Genomic DNA, 18,561 nt, shown 5'->3' on the forward strand with positions numbered 1-18,561 from the left:
CGGAGGACGCCTGTCTGCCCGCGCCCAAAACCCTGGCAGGCTGCGCCTGCCGGAGAGAAACGTCGCCGCGCCTCCGGCGCCGCTCGCTCTCTTCTCCGTTCTCAGTCGCTGAAGTCTGTGAATGCGCGTATTATCCACAATAGCTTTCTGGAAAACGTTGCAGGTGCAGATTTGTCAAAATGGAATATCGCCTCATTCTCAAAAGACGAGCAGGATAAAGTCTCTGTCGATAAAGCGGCCGCCGCTGTTGCATGGCAGGAACGCATGAACAAGCCTGTTGTTCACGAACTCGTTGAACGGGAGCAGCCTGAACATCTGCGCGAATATTTTCGTGAACGGCTCCGCGTACATCGACTGAACAGTCAGCAGCTGCCCCGCGCCAATGCGCCCGAATACCAGAAGCCGGAAGACGGTGGCAGTGAGAGTAAGCCTTAATTTTTTTCCCAGGGAGGGACTGCGGTGCGTATGTCTGCTTTATTTGCTCTGACGTCTGTGTTCAGCGCGTTGAATCTTGTATTTATGCCATTCCATCCCGTCATGATGTTATGGGCTTTCGGCCTCTCTGTCGCCTTCATTATTGTCAATATAATTGCCGACAGACTGCGTCTGTGGTCCGGTATTGCATGGGGAATGGCTGCCGCCGTAATAGTCGCTTTTATGCTTAACGGCGCACAGCCCGATGAAGAAAACCGGGTACTCATCAGTTCATTCGCATGTATTGTCTCAGCATGGTATGCCGTGATTCAGTTCAGAAAAGAGAAGAAAGAGTCTCTGTCCTGACCGGTATTCTTTCTGTCTCTGCCTCTTCCGCTGCCTCTTCCTCATTTACTTTTCACACAATCTGCCACAGGGCCACCTTCGGCTCCCGACCCGCTGGCGCGGTTCAGTCGTCGAGCCACACTCCGCTAACCGCGAAAGGATGCGGTAAGCTCCGCCGAACCCGCCAGGCGGTTTCGGGCTATCGCTAGTGTCTGATGTCTGAGGTCAACGGCAGGCTTGCAGCATCCCTGTCAGGATGCGCCGCCCCTTTTACGCGCCGTCACCTGCGCTTTTCGCACCCCGGCAAACGGCCGCCGGGCTGTAAGGCGCAACGCCGTTTCGCGCCCGCGCGTTTCGTCGTTGCGGCGGGTTCCTGCTCATTCCTTGCCTGGTTTTTTCACCCCTTTAAGTCCATTCGCCGGGGCTGAGACAAGCACAGTCGCTGTCAGCCGTCCAGGGTAAATGACACGCGGTAAACCGCGCCCTGGACATCTGCCATCGCCGGTGCTCGTTTACGCCCTTGCGGCGAACGGCTCTCAAACGGGTGAAGGTAACAACCAGCGGAGCAGAGCAGCAGGTCCCCGCAAAACGTCAAAACCGCGGCCCCGGCAACTCAACGGGTGATGGTTTTTAAAGGCAAAACAACAGAGTAAGGAGATTCATCATGGCAGCACGTGGCGTTAATAAAGTCATTCTGGTCGGACATCTGGGACAGGACCCGGACGTGCGTTATATGCCCAACGGCGGCGCAGTGGCAAGCCTGACGCTGGCCACGTCCGAAACATGGCGTGATAAGCAGACGGGAGAGATGCGCGAAAACACCGAATGGCACCGTGTTGTCATGTTCGGCAAGCTCGCGGAAGTGGCGGGAGAATACCTGCGTAAAGGCGCGCAGGTCTACATCGAGGGCCAGATGCGTACCCGTAGCTGGCAGGACGATACCGGCGCCACGCGCTACGTCACCGAGGTGCTGGTCGGGCAGAGCGGCACCATGCAGATGCTCGGCGGTCGTCGTGGAAATGGTGAGCCTGAGAGCGCCGCGCCGCAGCAGCCCGCGCAGCCGCAGAGTTCAGCCGCTCCGGCACAATCTGCTGACGCTCCGGCTAAATCCCCGAAAGCGAAGGGCGGTAAAAAAGGCCGTCAGAGCGCCGCCCCGTCTCAGCTTCCTCCTCAGCCGTTCCCGGATGATTACCCGCTGACCGATGACGATGCGCCCTTTTAAACCATGATGAACACGCCCCGCTCAGGCGGGGCAGTTAAAGGAGAAACACATGAATCACAACGTTAAACCTCCGCTGGGATCCCTGTCAGATGGCACGTTTACCCGCGAGCAGGCCAGAGCGGTCGCGGCGCAGTATCAGAATGTGGCGATTGAGGATGACCAGGGGACGCATTTTCGCCTCGTCGTCCGTCATCAGGATGACGGCAGCATGGTCTGGCGTGTCTGGAATTTTGAACCGGGCGGTGAGTTCCTGATGAACCGTTATATCCGGGACTACGGAGTACGCAAAACGCAGTAAGCCTTAAGAGGTGCCGGGCAGATGGGTCTGCCCGGCAGACATTAACTAATATCGGAGAGAAATCAATCATGTCAGTGACCGAGTCTAAAGCAAAAACCCCCGCGAAAACCAGCAAAAAAGTGGTAAAACCTGCCGAATCCGCCGCCCTGAAAGCCGCGCTTGAGGCCGCACAGATTGAGATGGTGCCGCTGTCGGCGCTGGTCAAATCCCCGCTGAACGTCCGCACCATCCCGTATCCGCCGGAGAGCGTCCGGGAAATGGCTGACTCCATTCTCGCGGTCGGCCTCATTCAGAATCTGGTGGTTCACACGCTGCCGGACGGCCTGTCGGGCGTCGCAGCGGGCGGTCGTCGTCTGGCGGCCCTGCAGCTTTTACAACGCGAGCAGCGCATCGATGCCGGGCATCAGGTCATCGTGAAGCGTGTCAGCGACGAACTGGCAGTAGTGGCTTCGATGGTCGAGAACAACAACCGGGTGGCGATGCACCCGGCAGAGCAAATCAGCGGTTTCCGCACGCTGTCTGAGCAGGGCAAGACCCCGGCGCAAATCGGGGACCAGCTGGGGTACAGTTCGCGCCACGTCCAGCGCATGCTGAAGCTCGCCAGCCTTGCCCCGGAACTGATTGCCCTGCTGGCAGAGAACACGCTCGATGTGGAGCAGTGTCAGGCGCTCAGTCTGGAAAGTGACCCGGCGCGTCAGGTGGAGATTTACCAGCGCGTGAAGGCGCAGCACAGCTACGCTCCGGCTCACATGCTGAAACGCGCCATCACGGACACCGAAATATCGGTTCGCGACGCCCGATTTATGTTTGTCGGGCGCGAAGCGTATGAGGCCGCAGGGGGCGAAGTGCGCGAGGACCTGTTCAGCGCGCAGGAGGGCGACGGAACGGCAGACGGGGTACTGGTCGGGCGTCTGGTGCAGGAGAAGCTGGAGTCCGCCGCGCTGGCTGTTGAAATGCAGGAGGGCTGGTCATGGTCACTGGCACGGGAAGGGGCGGTGCGGAATTACGGTGACGACCGCGAGCATTATCTGGTCCTGCCGGAGCCGGAGGGTGAACTCAGCGCTGACGAGCAGCGGCGTCTCGATGAACTGTACGCCACGCAGGAAGCCACGGCGACGTATGAAGATGAAGCCGCCATTCAGGTGCTGATTGACGAGATTGAAGAGGCAGCATCGATCCGGGCATGGACACCGGAGCAGAAAGCGGCCTGTGGCGTGGTGGTCAGTCTGAGTGACGGCGAGCTTTGCATCCAGCGCGGTGTGCAGAAGAAGGTGCAGGCGGCGGTCGCTGACGCGCAGGAAAGTACCGTCTCTCAGGCTTCCATCCATGTGGTCGCCAGCAGCACCCCGGATGTGGCAGAGGGTATCAGCGTACCGCTTCTGAAAAAAATGTCGTCCGAGAGAACGCTGGCGGTGCAGGCGGAACTGGTGCGGCAGCCACAGAAAGCCGTGGCCTTGATGGTCTGGCGGCTGTGCAGTTGCGTGTTCCACTACTGTATCACCACCCGGCACCCGTTCGTGATGAATCTCGGGGTTCACCACAGCAGTCTGACCAGTGAAGCCCCGACCGGAGAAAACGGTCAGGCATGGCAGTCGCTGATGCAGGAGAAAGCCCGTCTGGAAGCCATGCTGCCGGAGGGCTGGAAGAACGATTTCACCACCTTTTTTGCCCTCGACGGACAGACCCTGATGTCGCTGATGGTCTTCTGTACTGCCTGTTCCGTGGATGGCGTCCAGACCCGCGAACACGGACATACCAGCCGCAGTGACCTCGACGGTGTCGAGGCAGCGCTCGGGTTCCATCTCCGTAACTGGTGGCAGCCAACAGCGGATAACTTCCTCGGGTTACTCAGCAAGAATCAGATTGTGGCGGCGCTGAAAGATGCCGGACTGACCGGGGCCGCCTCGGATGCTGAAAAAATGAAGAAAGGCGATGCCGCCAGTCACGCCGAACAGTGGCTCTCCGGGACCCGATGGGTGCCGGGATGGATGCAGTCCCCGGATGCCGCAACGCCGGAAGAAGCAGACACCACGCCTGACACTGACGAACCCACCTCACACGCTGCCTGATAACGGAGACGCCGCCCTGCGGGGCGGCGATAAGGAGACGATGATGCGCAATATTATTACCCCCGATGTCCTGAAAACCATGATCCCACAGGAATACGAAGACTGGCGCGAAGGAGGAGAGGATTTGCGCCGCGAACTGACCCATGCCGTAATGCGTGACCTGAGCTGCCCGGACAACTGGGACATGAACGGGGAGTACCGCAGCGAGTTCGGGGGCTTTTTCCCGGTACAGGTCCGCTTCACGCCTTCACACGGTAACTATCATCTCGCCGTGTGCAGTCCCGGCGATATCTCTCCGGCCTGGATGGTGGTGTTTATCCCCGCCAGCGGTCGTCCGTTCTCGGTTATCAGCACGCTGTCGGACTGGTCGCCGGAAGCCATCAGCCACACGCTGAGTCTGGTTGCCCGGCTCGATGCTGATGGCTACAGTCAGGCCAGCATCATCAGCATGCTGGTCATGGAGGGCGCACAGTGAACGCATCAACAACGTCTCTGGTGACCCTGAAGCCAGCCCGACAGGCAGCGCTGCAGGCGGTCCTGTCGGTGGAGGAATCCCGCCGTCTCGGTGCGCGTCTGCCCGCCATGCCACACGTGCGCACCTTCCTGCGTCTGCTGACCGGGAACAGCCGCATGAACACGACCGTGGCGCAGCGCATTCCCGGCCTCAACTGGGACCCGAAGCATCGCCTGAGCAGCCTCAAACAGGTGGAGGAGGCGCTTGATGAACTGATTGCCAGCCACGGGGAGTGCTGCCCGCTGCCGCTGCCGGTGGATGTTCAGGCTGAACTGTTCCCGGAAGTGCTGCACACCCGCACAGAACGCCGGTTGCAGCGCAGAAACATCGCGTTCACCCGCAGCATGCGCCGGGAAGAACGGACGCTGGCACATCACTGGCGGCTGCGGCAGAACCTGCTGGGGCAGGCCGTCACGGAGCTGAACTTTCAATCCCCGGAGACGGTCAGCAGCTGGTACCGCCGGTGGGCCGAAGAGTTTGACGCGCGTGAGCTGGAGCCGGCTTTCTGGCACTGGCGGTCGCGGTTTGCCTCGCTGGCTTCCCTGGACTGGCTACGTGACGCGAAGGAACCGCTGTACGGGGTCATTCATGAAATCGGCTTCATTGTACGTGACACCCCGGAGGCTGTGCGTCAGGCAGAGCGCTGGCAGGTGCCGAACAAGCTGACGGATCGGAGGCGGGGATGAGGTGGCGTTACTCCCTGCGCTGGAAATTACCCTCACCGTGTCCCGGTCCGCATGAACTGGCATCCGAAGTGGTGGAGGCGGGACAGCCTGCGCCCGGATCCATTATGTCGCTCTGGGTGGCGGGCGCCGGGTATGCGGTGTGCGTGGATTTTCCCGATGAGCGGCAGATTAAGCGCTGGAGCGATGAGCGCAAAGCCGCTGCGCGCCGCCGGAATCTGGCGCGGCGGGTTAACCGAATAGCGCCTCTGTTTGCTGAGGAACTGATTGAGAGGGAGCTTGAGGGGCGACCAGACTATTTCCGGGGAAAATCTCAGACCTGAAACGGGTAAGGCCCGGTTCAGGCGCGCATTGATGTGGAGCCTGCAACGTCTGAAAGAAAAAAGCACAACCCCGGATAAAAAGAGGGGCGCTGACGCGCTCCTTTTTATCCTGTCTCTGTATTATTGACCTTAAATCCTTTGTCTCCCTGATACGGTTTTCTGACAGGGTGAGTCTCTCCTCCTGCTGCTTTCTCTCTTCTTCCGTTTCTTTCTGACTGGCGAGGCCCGGCGACACCTTCGGCTCCCGACCGCTGCGCGTCCGGTCGTCGAGCCACACTCCGCTAACCGCGAAAGGACGCGGTAAGCTCCGCCGAACCCGCTCGCGGTTTCGGGCTATCGCTAGTGTCTGATGTCTGACGTCAACGGCAGGCCTGCAGCATCCTTGTCAGGATGCGCCGCCTCTGTCGCGCCGTGGCCTGCGCTCCCTGCATCCCGGCAAAAAAACGCCGGAACGTAAGGCGCAACGCCGTTTCGCTCGTCGCGCCCCGTCGTTGCCGGGGTGCCTGCCCTGGTGTTCCGTGCGCCTTTCACCGTTTAAGCCCCTTCGCCCGGGAATATCCCGCCACAAACCGCCTGGCTGTCCAGTACCGCTGATGCTCTCCGGCGACATTTTTTGCCGAAAACCCGACAAATAATGTCGCCTCCGTACCGGACATCTGCACCGGCCCGTGTCTGTTCTTTCCCGTTGCGGCGAAGGTTCTCAAACGGGTGAGGTTCACAACCCGGAAACAACCGGCAGCCACCCCACGAAACGTCAACACCGCGACGAATGAAACTCAACGGGTGATGTTCTTTAAAAATCAGGAGGAAAAAATGCAGACACAGGCGATGCGTGTTTATCAGATCACCTTTACCGGACGCGACGCAAAAGGCGTTATTCCGATGTTTACCCGCGTGAAAGCCATGACCGGAAAGGGCGCGATTAAGGCGTTTATTGAGCGTTACAAACCTGTTCAGGGCTGGTTTCTGGGCGATCCCGAAGACATTACCGACAACGTGAAAAAGGAGGCAGAAGAAGCAGAGAGCAAAGCGCAGAGATGAAAAAAGCAGGGAAACCCCTGCTTTATCCAAGCCGCAGAAATCGCAGCAACGACTTTTGCGGCATACAGCAACTGATAAGGAGGTACCAGTGTACACAGTATCTATTGTTTCACCGTCTGACGGCGCTGTAAAGCCCCGCCATCATTCCCGACTCCTTCGCGCCGATATTCCCGCGACGGAGATAGACCCTGCGCTCAGGGCTTTCGGGCGGCACATTGCGAAATCTGTTCGCAAGGGGCGCGGAGTCCACATTCCCGCGATGAAAAACGCAGATTTTGGTCAGGTGCTCCGCACCCTCGAACTTACACGCGCATGTAACTAACCAGGTGAGCCGCTCCGAAAGGGGCGGCAACAGCAGAAGGAGGACATCATGAGTCACACCACCACACAGGCTGTCAGCGTCGACATTAACCCCCACAGCGGCGCGGGAGAGGTCATCCCGTCTTTGCCCGTTGAGCGCATTGTGGCGCAGCGAAACAGCGGCGTGACGGCGTTTCTGGAGGCGATAAGGCTGCTACGTGACGCGCAGAAACTCATTTTTGAAGCATCCGGGCGCGGGTGGATCTCAGGCATGACCGACATCATCGAACGCAGCCTGTCAGCTGACCGCAGCACCACGCGGGAAGCCGCCTTAAAACGCAGCGTCTGCCGTTATGCCGATCGCGACATCTGGACGCGCCTGATGAATGACACGGGCATGTTTACGCTGATGAGCGAGGCGCAGCGCAAGGCGTGGGATACGCAGCTCTACAGCGATGACTGCCCCGAAATCACCCTCGACAACGTGATCGCCACGTTCCGGGCGCTTAACGCCAGCAAGGGGGCTACGTTTGAGCAGGGCGTGATTGACGTGTTCCGCAACCTTTCATGGGACTATAAAACGCATAATCCGTGCCTGCTGGGAAAGAAAATTATCATTGATGGTGTCCTGGACAATCATCGCGGGCTGTATTTTTCCGTGCGCACGTATGCACAGAACCGCATCGATGACCTTGCCCGCCCGTTCTGGTTACTCGACGGAAAGACCATTCCCGACAACCGCGTCTCCGAGGGGGCAAACCTGAGCGCGTTTATCAGCCAGGGCGGCGCGGCGAGTGTGGGCGAGGTGTTCGCGTGTGAGTATTTCACGGTACGCACATACAAAAAAGGCTCCGCGCACGTCACCTTTACCCGGCCCGACCTGGTGGAGAAGGTGAACGACATTATCGCGCGGCACTATCCGGGGGCGCTGCCGCCGGTGGTCTGATGCGCTGGCGGGGGACTCGTTCCCCCGTCACTGTCTGTCCGTCCGCCGAAAACCTGCCTGCGGCGCGTGGCAGGGCTGCGCTGACGCGCCGCCACGGCCACTCTTTCACAGGGAAAATATCCTTTTCCCGTACTCGTTCTGACTGTTCCGCTGATATCTTCCCCTGTTCCATTCTCTCTTCTGCTGTTTCTTTCTGACAGGCCAGACCCGGGGACACCTTCGGCTCCCGACCGCTGCGCGTCCGGTCGTCGAGCCACACTCCGCTAACCGCGAAATGACGCGGTAAGCTCCGCCGAACCCGCCAGGCGGTTTCGGGCTATCGCTAGTGTCTGATGTCTGACGTCAACGGCAGGCTTGCAGCATCCTTGTCAGGATGCGCCGCCCTTTTACGCGCCGTGGCCTGCGCTCCCTGCATCCCGGCAAACGGCCGCCGGGCTGTAAGGGGCAACGCCGTTTCGCTGCCGCTTCTCCGACGTTGCGGCGGGTTCCTGCTCTTTCCTTACCTGGTTTTTTCACCCCTTTAAGTCCATTCGCCGGGGCTGAGACAAGCACAGTCGCTGTCAGCCGTCCAGGGTAAATGACACGCGGTAAACCGCGCCCTGGACATCTGCCATCGCCGGTGCTCGTTTACGCCCTTGCGGCGAACGGCTCTCAAACGGGTGAAGGTAACAACCAGCGGAGCAGAGCAGCAGGTCCCCGCAAAACGTCAAAACCGCGGCCCCGGCAACTCAACGGGTGAGGGTTTTAAAACCTTAAAGTCAAAAAAGGAAAACATTCATGAATACCCGCATCGTTCATTCCATATCGTCCGTTCTGCGTACTGATGGCTTTGTGCGCAATATCCACGCCGCTAACCCGTTCGATGTTATCCGCGCCGATGTGGTGCTTGCGCGCATCGAGAAAGAAGCAGGGCGCTGCTGCGGGATGCACTACGAGCTGTATCAGGCGCGCGTGCTGGGCGATGCGCTGGATTATCTGGATGCGCTGCCGCTGAAAGACCGCCCGGCGCTCATGGGCGCGGCGGCAAAACGCGGTTACATCCTGACGCTGGCTGAAGAAGGGTACGCGCAGGAAGCCCGCGATGTGCTTATGAGTGAACTGGCGGAAAACGAATAGACAAAAAAACGGGTGGCGGCATGTTGCTGCCATCCCTTAACCCGAAGGAGAAAACCATGCACTTACACCTGACTGAATCCTCAGCCCGTCCGGGAATGCAGGTCACTGCCGAAGCCGAGCGCGAGTACTGGATGAGTCGCCAGAAAGCGGCGGTGAAAGCGCCCGCTGAAATCGACGTTCACGCCTTCCACGACGCGCTGGGCCTGATGTACCCGCTCAACTGGTCAACGAGTGATAACGGCGTCTGGGAGACGTTCATGCTGCAGGAGATGGTCTGCGGTGACGTGACAGAGATTTATGCCCGCTGCGGAGCCAGATATTTCCGGCTGCGGGATGTGTGCAACCTGAGCCATGCGCAGATTAAAACGCGCATTAAGGAGGGATTTAACTTGTTCCAGAAATGAAAAAAGCAGGGAAAACCCTGCTTAATCCACGCCGTAAAAGTCGCGGGAACGATTTTTTCGGCTGTTCAAATTAACTTACGAGGTACATATGAACGTAACTATTCTTTCACCTTCCACTGAGGCTGTAAAGCCCCGCCGTCACCAGCGCATTTTGCGGGCTGACATCGCCGCGCGGGAGATTGACCCGGCGCTCAAAGCCTTCGGACGGCATATTGCCCGGAGCATTCGCAAGGGGCGCGGCGTCCATATCCCGGCGATGAACAACACCGCTTTCGGGCAGGTACTCCGCACGCTTGAACTTAAACGCGCATGTAACTGATAAGGTGAGCTGCTCCTTCGGGAGCGGCAACAGCGGAGATAATTATATGTCACAGCTGAGTTTTGCTGATGTGTTCAATATGGCCAGAGAAACCGCTGAGAATAGCCCTGTGATCCAGGTCAGGGCGCAGGTCGCGGAAGTGGTGCCTTCTGTTCAGCGAATGATGAGTGAGCAGCACAGCCGGAGCCGCTTTATCCGCGTGTTTAAAGACACGGGCCGCCATCTGGGGCGCTGGGAGGTGTTCAGCGATTTTCTGTCACTGGCCGCCAGTGAACTGGATATGGCCCGGATAAGAGCACCGGAAAGCATTGAGCACTGCCGGAAAATTTGTGCGCGTTATGAGGCATCAGATATCGCGAACATGCAGGAGATGTTCTGCATGATGGTATGCGCACTGGAGGCGAAATTTCATGATTTCCTCGGCGCCATTTTCATGGAGCTTGAGCTGGGCGATAGCTTTCGCGGGCAGTACTTTACCCCTTATTCGGTCCAGTGCCTGATGGCCCGGATGCTGATGCCGGGCGTCAGGGACACTATCCGCCGGGAAGGGATAGCCACGGTCAGCGATCCGGCCTGTGGTGCCGCCGGGATGCTGATTGCATATGCCGAATGCCTGCTCGAAGCGGATATCAATCCTTCCATGCACATGTTCGGCAGCTGCATCGATATCGATCCGGTGGCGGCAGATATGGCTTTCATCCAGCTGTCTCTGCTGGGGATTGCCGCCGAAGTGGTCACGGGTAACACCCTGACAATGCAGTTCCGGCGGGTAAGATACACCCCCGTGTACTACCTCAATGACTTTGAAAAACGGCTGGCTGACCTGACCCGGTTCAGGGCGATGCGGGACTTTATGCGCGGGATACAGGAGGCTGCGTAAATAACCGGAAGGGCAGGGGATAACCTGCCCGACTGCGGAAAAAAGGCCGCGCACCTGCGGTGCCGGATAATACCGGCTGCGCTACGCGCCGCCCGTATTAGTCCATCGCGGGTTTCTCTCTTCATTATTATTTATTTGTCACTGTTATATTTCATCCGGCATCCTGCTGTTTATCTCTTCTGGTATTTATCCTTTGCACTGAAAATAATAAAAACTGGTCCGGGCGTCGTCCCTGAAGGGACACGGCTGTCGTGAACAGAGCCAGCAAGCTGTCTCTGCCCGGCCCTACGGTAAACCTCCGGGCAGCGGGCTTCCATCCTGACGCAAATTCAACATCGCGCTTGCTGCATCCTTATCAGGATGCGCCGCTTTCACCGTGGCGATAAATACACGCCACTCAGATGACCGGAACGTGAATTCGATAAAGACCGAATTGACGTTCCGGGTTGTGTACATGCTCAGCCCCGCGCTATATCGCCCGACATCATCTTTTCGCGGAGGGCGGCTTTTAGCATCCGCCGTGGCGGAAATAAAGGGGTGTATAAACGCTTCGCGCCCCTTTATTTTCTCCCCGTCGGCTGCAAATTGCCCTTTGCCGCTCAGTGATGAAGTCGAACGATTTAATAAACCACAAAGGAGAAATTCAGCATGCACACAATGAACGTCAACACCAAAGTCAACACCGCCACTCGTGAATCAGACGAACAATTTAAAACAGACAGATATCTGCGTTATGCCGTCACCGATGGCGATGAGCGTCTGGATTTTATCCCGGCCCTCTTTTTTACGCCGTCAGCCGATAATATGGCGGCGAGCTGGTTACGCCAGCATTCGGATTACAATGGCGGATTCTGGTCTTACTGGATTATTCCGCAGGGTGTCGGCGGGAATATTACCCCGGGCCGCATTCAGTTCATCACCACGCAGACCGGGTATATCGCACCGGAAGGAAAACGATCTTACAGGATGCGCATCCCCGGCAATTATTTTGACGGTGACGTCAGCGCCGATGCAGCAGGGATTATTGCCACGCTGACGATAATGAACTGGCTGTCATGGCAGGTGGCGGATATGGGGCCGGAATATGCCCGCGTCTGTAAACATCTGGTTTCCCGTCAGGATGCTCTGAAAGACTATATCAGCATTATTCATCATCCCGAACAGCATTTAATCTGGCGGGCGATTGATTAATCATGCACCTGAAAAAAAGACCTCATTCATGAGGTCTTTCGTTTTTAACAGCCCGGGATTGTCCGGTGTTTTTATTTGCCTTGATGGCCCGGTAGACAGCCTCAATCTTTCTCGCATATGCCAGTCGTCGCATGTCCTGCCTGTCCGTTCTGCGGAATCCGGCGTTGTAGGCACCGACCGCCTCCCAGCTGACGCCCCACTTCTTAAACGCCAGCGCCAGATAATACGCACCGGTATAAATATTCAGGCAGGCATCCGTCAGAAGTTGTTCCGGTTTAATACCGAACTCCGATAACCGGGCATGGTGCTGCGAATCGATCTGCATCAGTCCGGCACCGTATCCTGTTCCCGGATTTTTACCGATGGCATTCACCACCCACTTCGATTCCTGCCACGAAATAGCCCGGAGCAGATCCGGATCAATCCGGTAATCCCGTCCCGCCATATCAAAACAATCCGTGGCCCATGCAGGCGTGGATATTAATAACAGGGCAGCAAACGCCAGTTTTTTTCTCAAAAGACTCCCTCCGGGCCGATTCCTGTAAATACGTTAACCCAGACCAGAACCAGACTCAACAAATATGCACTCCTCACCACAAAATCACCACACACTACGCAAAATTAAAATTTTGCAGATTGCTATTTGGAAACAGTGAGTTATGAAATAAATAATGTGCAGTACATTTATTTAATGTGTTAATGCGAATCGGCTATGAATCTATATAGATTCACTAACGAATTGCATGAGATTCAGTAGAGACTATTTTTTTGTAAAACATTTATTTACAAGTGCCATGAATCTATATTAGATTCGTGGCTAAAAGGATAGTGATTCGTGAAGTGAATCTTCATTTCTATCATAGTGACTCTAATTGTGAATCGCGCAACATGCGTAGTTTTAGCTCTTAGGGTTTTATGGATTATACGAGATTATAATTGTGAGGGACTATGGCTAAGATCCAGGTTTATGTAAATGACAATGTTGCTGAAAAAATTAATGCGATAGCAGTTCAGCGTCGTGCTGAAGGTGCGAAAGAGAAAGATATAAGCTATTCAAGTATTGCATCTATGTTGCTTGAGCTTGGTTTGCGTGTCTATGAAGCCCAGATGGAACGTAAAGAATCCGGATTTAATCAGATGGCATTCAATAGAGCACTGCTAGAAAGCATGGTTAAAACTCAGTTTACTGTAAATAAGGTGCTGGGGATCGAGTGTCTAAGTCCTCATGTTAATGGCAATCCAAAGTGGGAATGGTCAGGGTTAATAGAGAACATACGGGACGATGTTAGTGCGGTGATGGAGAAGTTCTTTCCGAATGAAAGTGAGATTGAGGATGAATAGCGTAAGATTTTACGTAATATAAATGTAATCATTGGTTGGGCTGGCTTATTTATTGTAGAATGAATTATTGTTCTTCTTATTGGTGAATATTTGGAAGAATGATCTAAGCTAATCAGATGACATCCTTTTCAATGGGATTTATAATTTAGGTGTAATTGAAAATTTGAGAATCATTGGTGTAGAGAGTCGAACCCTCTCTACACCAACTATCCATAGAAACCTTCTAAGGAGGAACCTATGTGTGCGATGGATCGTAGTAGTGATGACAGCTTAAGTCAATCGGTTAGGGATGCTCTTCTTCACATAAAGGGGTTGTATAACATCTCACCTGTCTCTGTTTGCGTAAGAAACCAACAACGTGATGTACTATATTCCAACACATCATTTGAACAAATGTATGACTTTTTTAAAACAGAATGTGTAGCAGGTAGTTTCTCTGGAACGTTTTATGAATTGGAGTTGATGTTTTCCCAATTAGAACTTGATTGCATGGTGCTAGGTAAAGGCTGTGTTTTAAGTAAAATTTTTTCGTGTGGAAAATCGAATTTTCAAATTCGGATTGAGTGTATCAGTCTTTTGGATGATGATTTTTATTTTTTTTGGCAAATAAATCTTCTGATAACGGTTCCATTACCCAGCCGGAAAATGGAGGTTATCAAATCAAATGGTAATTCAGATTTTGATGAGGCTATTTCAAAGATAAGTGATTTGAATATAATTCCTCTTTCATTTTATGTTCTTGGCTTTAGCTATTTGGATATATCAAGTTATATCTGTGTGTCTGAAAAAATTGTGAAAAAAAGAATCGATCGTTCGAAAGAGAAAGTACTGGAGATCTATCCTTCTTTTAACTCATTTATATCGGATTGTTACAAGACCAGGAAAATATATTTTTTCATTGAGAATGTTTACGAATATATAATGTTAATGAAGTGTTAAATAAATTGGGGCTATTTAGCCCCTTTATTTCCTGTGCCTTTCTGTGTAATGATTTGTCTATAAGGTCTCGAATCGGAGAAGTTGTGTGTCAAAGCGTTATACCAACACTGGAAATAAGAATATTGTTTCCGTTTACCTTGATGACGACACTCATGCACTTTTAGTTAGCGCAAAGAACCGTAGTGGCAGAACGAAGTCAACGGAAGTGGCGATGCGACTTAAAGATCATCTAAGACGCTTCCCCAATTATATTTTTTCTGAACAGAGCGAGGAGGAAGGAAGGTAAAGATATAAAAAATAAGGTTTAGATGTGATTTTCTACTAACGTATACATTCTCTTTAAAGGGAATAAATATGAATGCTGTATTAAGTGTTCAGGGTACTGCTGTCTCTGAAGAAACCAAACCGTCTTTTCTGTCCCGCGTTTTCAATAAAAAGAAAGCCCTGAAAGTCGCTAAAGTTGCGCTGCCGGTTGCTGCTGTGGCGGCGTTCTTCCCGGACGCTGCGATGGCCACCACCACGGCAACCGACCTGATGAAATCCGGGGATTCTACCGTTAAAGGCACGTTCGGTAAGTCTTCCAGCGTCGTCAAGTGGGTGGTTCTGGCTGAAGTCGTAGCAGGCGGCATCATGTACATGATGACCAAAAATGTGAAGTTCCTGTTCGGCTTCGCCATCATTTCGACCTTTATTACCATCGGTATGTCGGTCGCCGGTTACTGACAGGGAATACGTGATGACGGGAGACGAATTAAAGAAATACCGTTTCCCGGAAACACTGACTAACCAGAGCCGCTGGTTTGGCTTATATCTTGATGAACTTATCCCGGCCGTGATTTGTCTCGGCTGGGGTTTCTGGACCAGTAAGTTCTTATTTGGTATGGCCGCAGCGGCACTGGTTTTCTGGGGTATCAAGAAACTGAAAAAAGGGCGGGGCAGTTCCTGGCTACGCGACCTGATTTACTGGTATCTGCCAACCTCCCTTCTTAAAGGCTTCTTTCATGATGTTCCGGACTCCTGTTTCCGGCAGTGGATTAAATAATCGGGGAATTAACATATGGAACATGGAGCCAGGCTCAATACCACGCGCGTTATTGCGCTGGGTTATATCTGTCTGGGGACAGTCCTGGGCCTCAGTCTGACCACGAATATTATTCAGGGTATTAATAATTACCGCCTGCAGACCGAACAGAAAGTGGCTGTGACTCCCATGCTGTTCAATGCACCTTTCGCTGTTTCTCAGAATCAGGCGGACGCATCCTATCTTGAACAGTTAGGACTGAGTTTTATTGCGCTGCGTCTGAATGTCACCCCGGAAACGGTCGACGCCCAGCATGCCCAGCTGCTCCGGTATGTTTTTCCCGGGGCGCAGAACAGCCTCAAAATCCAGCTGGCAGAAGATGCTAAGCGGATAAAAGACAACAATGTGAATGCCTCTTTTTATATGACGTCTGTCCGTACGTACCCGGCTGAAAATCGGGTGGATATCCGCGGAGAACTGAAAACGTGGATAGGGGATTCTGCCCCCTACAGTGAAATTAAAAGTTACGTCCTGCAGTTTAATCGTGTGGATGGTGTCAGCTGGCTGGCGCGTTTTGGAGAAATAAATAATGAAAAAAATTAACCCGTTATTTCTCTCCGGTTGCCTGTTCTTTTCGCTACCTGCGATATCGGCCACCCTCAGCGGTACGCTGGCGCCGACCGTTGTTCCCCTGGCGAACGGCGGACAGGCAAACATCGCCGTGAGTAACACGGACCCCAACCTCTTCACCGTTCCCGGTGACCGTATCACCGCGATTAACAGTCTGGACGGCGGTCTGACAAACCAGGAGCAGACCGACAGCGGTGGCGCCATTCTGGCCACGGTCAGCAAAAAACCGTTCACGTTTATTGTGGAAACCGAGCGCGGACTGAACTTTTCCATCCGGGCGGTACCACGCGCCGGGGTTGGCCGGACTATCCAGCTGGTCTCCGAGCTCGTGGGGACACCGGGTCCCGCTAAATCATGGGAAGAATCCAGTCCGTATGAAGGCATTCTGGTTTCCCTGAACCGTGCTGTTCGCCAGGGCCAGATCCCTGATGAATACCAGGCTGTTCCTGTCACATCGGAATCACTGCAGGTGCCCGCTGGTCTTCGTGCGACAGCGGAAAAAGTCTGGACCGGGCATCACCTGAAAGTGGTGCGTTACAGCCTCGAAAATATCAGTTTTTCGCCCCGAATGATCCGCGAAAGCGATTTCTGGCAACCCGGCACCCGCGCCATCATGCTCAGCAGTCCTGCTGGTCAGCTGACCGGTGGTGGCCGGATGCAGGTCTGGATCACCACCTCTGAAGGGGGGCGCTGATGGCCAACTTCAATACGATCATCAAACGTAAGCAGTACCTGTGGCTGGGCCTCATTCTGGTCGGTGGCGCGGGCGCCATCGGGGGGGGAATGTATCTTTCTGACCTGAACCTGAGTTCGGAAGAAGAGGCCCCCGTGCAGGGAGAGCCTGCCCCGGATATGACAGGCGTGGTTGACAGTAATTTCAACAGCAAAGTGGAGCAGCATGCGACAACGGAGATGCAGGCCACTGCTGCGGACCTGAACAAGCGCTTTGGCGCACTGCAGGGCGAAGTGGACATACTGAGTAAGGGCCGTGCTGCCGATCAGGTTCGTATCGAGCAACTCAGCAATGAGAATGCCGCGATGCAGGAGCAACTGAGGACGCTGGGCGTCAGGCCATCCGTTCCCGGTGGAGAGCCGGCGCCGACCCCTCCCTCTCCGGCACCCGGGCCGGAAGGTGAACCGCAACCGGCAAATTATCCGCCACAGCCTGGTGGTGCGGTACCGCCGCCGACCGCTTTCTATCCGGGTAACGGTGCTGTGCAACCCCCGCAGGTCAGTTATCAGTCTGTACCGGTACCGAACCAGATCAACCGTAAAACGTTCATCTACAACAAAGGGAAAAAGGGCAGGGAGCTGCCGTATATCCCGTCAGGCAGTTTTGCGAAAAGCAGTCTGATCGAAGGCGCCGATGCGAATGCTTCCGTGACCGGGAATGAATCAACCGTACCGATGCAGTTACGCATCATCGGTCGGGTGGAAATGCCGAACAGTAAAACCTATGACCTGACCGGCTGCTTTGTCGGCCTGGAAGCCTGGGGGGATGTCTCCAGTGAGCGCGCCATTGTCCGGACCCGCAATATCAGCTGCATCAAAGGGGATAAAACCATCGACCAGCCGATTAACGGTCACGTCTCATTTATGGGCAAGAACGGTGTGAAAGGCGAGGTGGTGATGCGTAACGGCAAAATCCTCGGCTGGGCCTGGGGCGCAGGCTTTGTTGACGGGATTGGTCAGGGCATGGAGCGGGCTTCGCAACCTGCTGTTGGCCTGGGTGCAACGGCATCCGTTGGCGCCGGGGATGTGCTTAAGATGGGGATTGGCGGCGGGGCATCCAAAGCCGCACAGACCCTGAGTGAGTATTACATCAAACGCGCTGAACAGTATCACCCGGTCATCCCGATTGGTGCCGGTAACGAAGTCACGGTGGTGTTCCAGGACGGTTTCCAGCTGAAAACCATTGAAGAGCTGGAAGCGGAAAAGAACGGGCAACAACAGGCGCAGAACCAGGCACAACCTGAACAACCCGAGAGCAGGTCACAGCAATCCGGCGGGAACCTCAATGGTTTTAATACCGATGAGATGCTGAAGAAACTGGGCAAGCTTGACCCGCGCGAGTTCTCGCCAGGGGCTGCATCTCAGGGAGAAAACAATGGTTAAGTCTCTCATCACTCTCGTTCTGTCAACGCTGCGCTGGACTCACTGGCTGGTTCAGTATGCGGTGGTGTATCCGCTCGGTATGATGATGTTGCTGGTTGTCGTTGTGTTCTGGACTGGGCATAACACGCCCGGGCAGATGCTGGTGAAGACCATTGAATCGGTGCAACGCGAAGGATATGTCATTCACGACTGCACGGGGCCAGCTTCGCGTGAAGCACTTAATGGTGATGCGGTGAAGCCACTGCTGTCTCCGGTTTTACAGGAAGCCTGCACGACTGTCAGTACGGATGCGACAGGGTACGCAGCACATATCGACCAGGGTTACACAAAAAATATTCTCTGGCTCTGGCTGCTGATGGCGATGGTATTTACGGGGGGCTCGATAGTTATCGGGAGTACTCCCCGGACCGGAGTGACGGGATATTAATTTTTAATAAATAAACAGAGGAC

Annotated in this window: 27 protein-coding genes and 2 pseudogenes; 25 read left to right on the forward strand and 4 right to left on the reverse strand. The window is 54.8% G+C overall.

Features of this window, described 5'->3' with window-relative positions; all coding sequences use genetic code 11:
• Window positions 1-171 precede the first annotated feature (171 nt).
• The 8 genes from ROR01S_RS24420 (at window position 172) to ROR01S_RS24455 (ending at window position 5,868) form a co-directional block, all read left to right on the forward strand.
• Complete coding sequence (locus ROR01S_RS24420; RefSeq protein ID WP_032425679.1) at window positions 172-435, forward strand: DNA polymerase III subunit theta; 264 nt, start codon at window positions 172-174, stop codon at window positions 433-435.
• Between the two features lie 24 nt (window positions 436-459).
• Window positions 460-780, forward strand: a complete 321-nt coding sequence (locus tag ROR01S_RS24425; protein ID WP_049077843.1) for a hypothetical protein — start codon at window positions 460-462, stop codon at window positions 778-780.
• 643 nt (window positions 781-1,423) lie between these two features.
• The gene (gene ssb, locus ROR01S_RS24430; protein ID WP_020314935.1) at window positions 1,424-1,981 is read left to right on the forward strand and encodes a single-stranded DNA-binding protein; all 558 of its coding nucleotides are present in this window, start codon (window positions 1,424-1,426) and stop codon (window positions 1,979-1,981) included.
• A 49-nt stretch (window positions 1,982-2,030) separates the two neighbouring features.
• Window positions 2,031-2,279: a DUF905 domain-containing protein gene (locus ROR01S_RS24435; protein WP_020314938.1), complete on the forward strand. Its 249-nt coding sequence runs from the start codon at window positions 2,031-2,033 to the stop codon at window positions 2,277-2,279.
• A gap of 68 nt (window positions 2,280-2,347) precedes the next feature.
• Window positions 2,348-4,348 (forward strand): ParB/RepB/Spo0J family partition protein, encoded by a 2,001-nt coding sequence (locus ROR01S_RS24440; protein WP_020314932.1) that lies wholly within the window; start codon window positions 2,348-2,350, stop codon window positions 4,346-4,348.
• Window positions 4,349-4,388: 40 nt separating this feature from the next.
• Window positions 4,389-4,823 carry a conjugation system SOS inhibitor PsiB gene (gene psiB / locus ROR01S_RS24445; protein WP_032072073.1) on the forward strand — a complete coding sequence of 145 codons (435 nt, stop codon included), beginning with the start codon at window positions 4,389-4,391 and terminating at the stop codon, window positions 4,821-4,823.
• Window positions 4,820-5,548 (forward strand): plasmid SOS inhibition protein A, encoded by a 729-nt coding sequence (locus tag ROR01S_RS24450; protein WP_060415461.1) that lies wholly within the window; start codon window positions 4,820-4,822, stop codon window positions 5,546-5,548. The genes psiB and ROR01S_RS24450 overlap by 4 nt, the downstream gene beginning before the upstream one ends.
• The gene (locus ROR01S_RS24455) at window positions 5,545-5,868 is read left to right on the forward strand and encodes a hypothetical protein (protein WP_060415462.1); all 324 of its coding nucleotides are present in this window, start codon (window positions 5,545-5,547) and stop codon (window positions 5,866-5,868) included. Before ROR01S_RS24450 ends, ROR01S_RS24455 begins: the two co-directional genes overlap by 4 nt.
• Before the next feature lie 388 nt (window positions 5,869-6,256).
• On the opposite strand, the pseudogene ROR01S_RS27790 reads toward ROR01S_RS24455, so the two are convergent.
• Window positions 6,257-6,424: pseudogene (locus ROR01S_RS27790) on the reverse strand (hypothetical protein); the annotation flags it as partial.
• Between the two features lie 257 nt (window positions 6,425-6,681).
• On the opposite strand from ROR01S_RS27790, the gene ROR01S_RS24460 reads away from it, so the two are divergent.
• From ROR01S_RS24460 to ROR01S_RS24465, 3 genes are all read left to right on the forward strand, one after another.
• Window positions 6,682-6,909 carry a hypothetical protein gene (locus ROR01S_RS24460; RefSeq protein WP_064359960.1) on the forward strand — a complete coding sequence of 76 codons (228 nt, stop codon included), beginning with the start codon at window positions 6,682-6,684 and terminating at the stop codon, window positions 6,907-6,909.
• A gap of 88 nt (window positions 6,910-6,997) precedes the next feature.
• Window positions 6,998-7,231 (forward strand): CCDC81 family HU domain 1-containing protein, encoded by a 234-nt coding sequence (locus tag ROR01S_RS26670; RefSeq protein ID WP_072269226.1) that lies wholly within the window; start codon window positions 6,998-7,000, stop codon window positions 7,229-7,231.
• 48 nt (window positions 7,232-7,279) lie between these two features.
• Window positions 7,280-8,155, forward strand: coding sequence for a DUF4942 domain-containing protein (locus tag ROR01S_RS24465; RefSeq protein ID WP_060415463.1), 876 nt, complete (start codon window positions 7,280-7,282; stop codon window positions 8,153-8,155).
• A gap of 381 nt (window positions 8,156-8,536) precedes the next feature.
• On the opposite strand, the pseudogene ROR01S_RS27635 reads toward ROR01S_RS24465, so the two are convergent.
• Window positions 8,537-8,645 (reverse strand): annotated as a pseudogene (locus tag ROR01S_RS27635) (hypothetical protein); the annotation flags it as partial.
• A 287-nt stretch (window positions 8,646-8,932) separates the two neighbouring features.
• Between ROR01S_RS27635 and ROR01S_RS24470 the strand changes: the two are divergent.
• The 4 genes from ROR01S_RS24470 to ROR01S_RS24485 all read left to right on the forward strand — a co-directional run bounded on the left by ROR01S_RS24470 (window position 8,933) and on the right by ROR01S_RS24485 (window position 10,874).
• Window positions 8,933-9,271, forward strand: a complete 339-nt coding sequence (locus tag ROR01S_RS24470) for a hypothetical protein (RefSeq protein ID WP_020804855.1) — start codon at window positions 8,933-8,935, stop codon at window positions 9,269-9,271.
• A gap of 56 nt (window positions 9,272-9,327) precedes the next feature.
• Window positions 9,328-9,675 carry a hypothetical protein gene (locus tag ROR01S_RS24475; protein WP_064182675.1) on the forward strand — a complete coding sequence of 116 codons (348 nt, stop codon included), beginning with the start codon at window positions 9,328-9,330 and terminating at the stop codon, window positions 9,673-9,675.
• Between the two features lie 88 nt (window positions 9,676-9,763).
• A complete protein-coding gene (locus ROR01S_RS24480; RefSeq protein WP_060415465.1) occupies window positions 9,764-9,994 on the forward strand; it encodes a CCDC81 family HU domain 1-containing protein in 231 nt (76 codons plus the stop codon).
• A 46-nt stretch (window positions 9,995-10,040) separates the two neighbouring features.
• Complete coding sequence (locus ROR01S_RS24485) at window positions 10,041-10,874, forward strand: N-6 DNA methylase (RefSeq protein WP_060415466.1); 834 nt, start codon at window positions 10,041-10,043, stop codon at window positions 10,872-10,874.
• A gap of 285 nt (window positions 10,875-11,159) precedes the next feature.
• On the opposite strand, the gene ROR01S_RS27195 is transcribed toward ROR01S_RS24485, so the two are convergent.
• The gene (locus ROR01S_RS27195; protein ID WP_080848162.1) at window positions 11,160-11,528 is read right to left on the reverse strand and encodes a hypothetical protein; all 369 of its coding nucleotides are present in this window, start codon (window positions 11,526-11,528) and stop codon (window positions 11,160-11,162) included.
• Here ROR01S_RS27195 and ROR01S_RS24490 point away from each other — a divergent pair.
• The gene (locus ROR01S_RS24490; protein ID WP_060415467.1) at window positions 11,523-12,065 is read left to right on the forward strand and encodes an antirestriction protein; all 543 of its coding nucleotides are present in this window, start codon (window positions 11,523-11,525) and stop codon (window positions 12,063-12,065) included. The genes ROR01S_RS27195 and ROR01S_RS24490 overlap by 6 nt on opposite strands.
• A 22-nt stretch (window positions 12,066-12,087) precedes the next feature.
• Here ROR01S_RS24490 and ROR01S_RS24495 read toward each other — a convergent pair whose 3' ends face one another.
• Window positions 12,088-12,582: a transglycosylase SLT domain-containing protein gene (locus ROR01S_RS24495; RefSeq protein WP_060415468.1), complete on the reverse strand. Its 495-nt coding sequence runs from the start codon at window positions 12,580-12,582 to the stop codon at window positions 12,088-12,090.
• Window positions 12,583-13,013: 431 nt separating this feature from the next.
• On the opposite strand from ROR01S_RS24495, the gene traM reads away from it, so the two are divergent.
• The 9 genes from traM to ROR01S_RS24535 all read left to right on the forward strand — a co-directional run bounded on the left by traM (window position 13,014) and on the right by ROR01S_RS24535 (window position 18,538).
• Window positions 13,014-13,406, forward strand: coding sequence for a conjugal transfer relaxosome DNA-binding protein TraM (gene traM, locus ROR01S_RS24500; protein WP_020805752.1), 393 nt, complete (start codon window positions 13,014-13,016; stop codon window positions 13,404-13,406).
• Window positions 13,407-13,643: 237 nt separating this feature from the next.
• Window positions 13,644-14,345, forward strand: coding sequence for a hypothetical protein (locus tag ROR01S_RS27640; RefSeq protein WP_223174962.1), 702 nt, complete (start codon window positions 13,644-13,646; stop codon window positions 14,343-14,345).
• A gap of 85 nt (window positions 14,346-14,430) precedes the next feature.
• Complete coding sequence (locus tag ROR01S_RS26680; RefSeq protein ID WP_048289787.1) at window positions 14,431-14,631, forward strand: TraY domain-containing protein; 201 nt, start codon at window positions 14,431-14,433, stop codon at window positions 14,629-14,631.
• Between the two features lie 68 nt (window positions 14,632-14,699).
• Window positions 14,700-15,068, forward strand: a complete 369-nt coding sequence (gene traA / locus ROR01S_RS24510) for a type IV conjugative transfer system pilin TraA (protein WP_064343525.1) — start codon at window positions 14,700-14,702, stop codon at window positions 15,066-15,068.
• A gap of 13 nt (window positions 15,069-15,081) precedes the next feature.
• Window positions 15,082-15,387, forward strand: coding sequence for a type IV conjugative transfer system protein TraL (gene traL / locus ROR01S_RS24515; protein WP_064343526.1), 306 nt, complete (start codon window positions 15,082-15,084; stop codon window positions 15,385-15,387).
• A 15-nt stretch (window positions 15,388-15,402) separates the two neighbouring features.
• Window positions 15,403-15,969 carry a type IV conjugative transfer system protein TraE gene (gene traE / locus ROR01S_RS24520; protein ID WP_064359954.1) on the forward strand — a complete coding sequence of 189 codons (567 nt, stop codon included), beginning with the start codon at window positions 15,403-15,405 and terminating at the stop codon, window positions 15,967-15,969.
• A complete protein-coding gene (gene traK, locus ROR01S_RS24525) occupies window positions 15,956-16,690 on the forward strand; it encodes a type-F conjugative transfer system secretin TraK (RefSeq protein WP_064343528.1) in 735 nt (244 codons plus the stop codon). Before traE ends, traK begins: the two co-directional genes overlap by 14 nt.
• Complete coding sequence (gene traB, locus ROR01S_RS24530; protein ID WP_053390199.1) at window positions 16,690-18,111, forward strand: F-type conjugal transfer pilus assembly protein TraB; 1,422 nt, start codon at window positions 16,690-16,692, stop codon at window positions 18,109-18,111. The genes traK and traB overlap by 1 nt, the downstream gene beginning before the upstream one ends.
• Window positions 18,104-18,538: a conjugal transfer protein TraP gene (locus tag ROR01S_RS24535; RefSeq protein WP_020322358.1), complete on the forward strand. Its 435-nt coding sequence runs from the start codon at window positions 18,104-18,106 to the stop codon at window positions 18,536-18,538. Before traB ends, ROR01S_RS24535 begins: the two co-directional genes overlap by 8 nt.
• The last annotated feature ends 23 nt before the right edge of the window (window positions 18,539-18,561 follow it).

It is taken from the genome of Klebsiella ornithinolytica NBRC 105727 = ATCC 31898, assembly GCF_001598295.1.
Classification (GTDB): Bacteria; Pseudomonadota; Gammaproteobacteria; order Enterobacterales; family Enterobacteriaceae; genus Klebsiella; species Klebsiella ornithinolytica.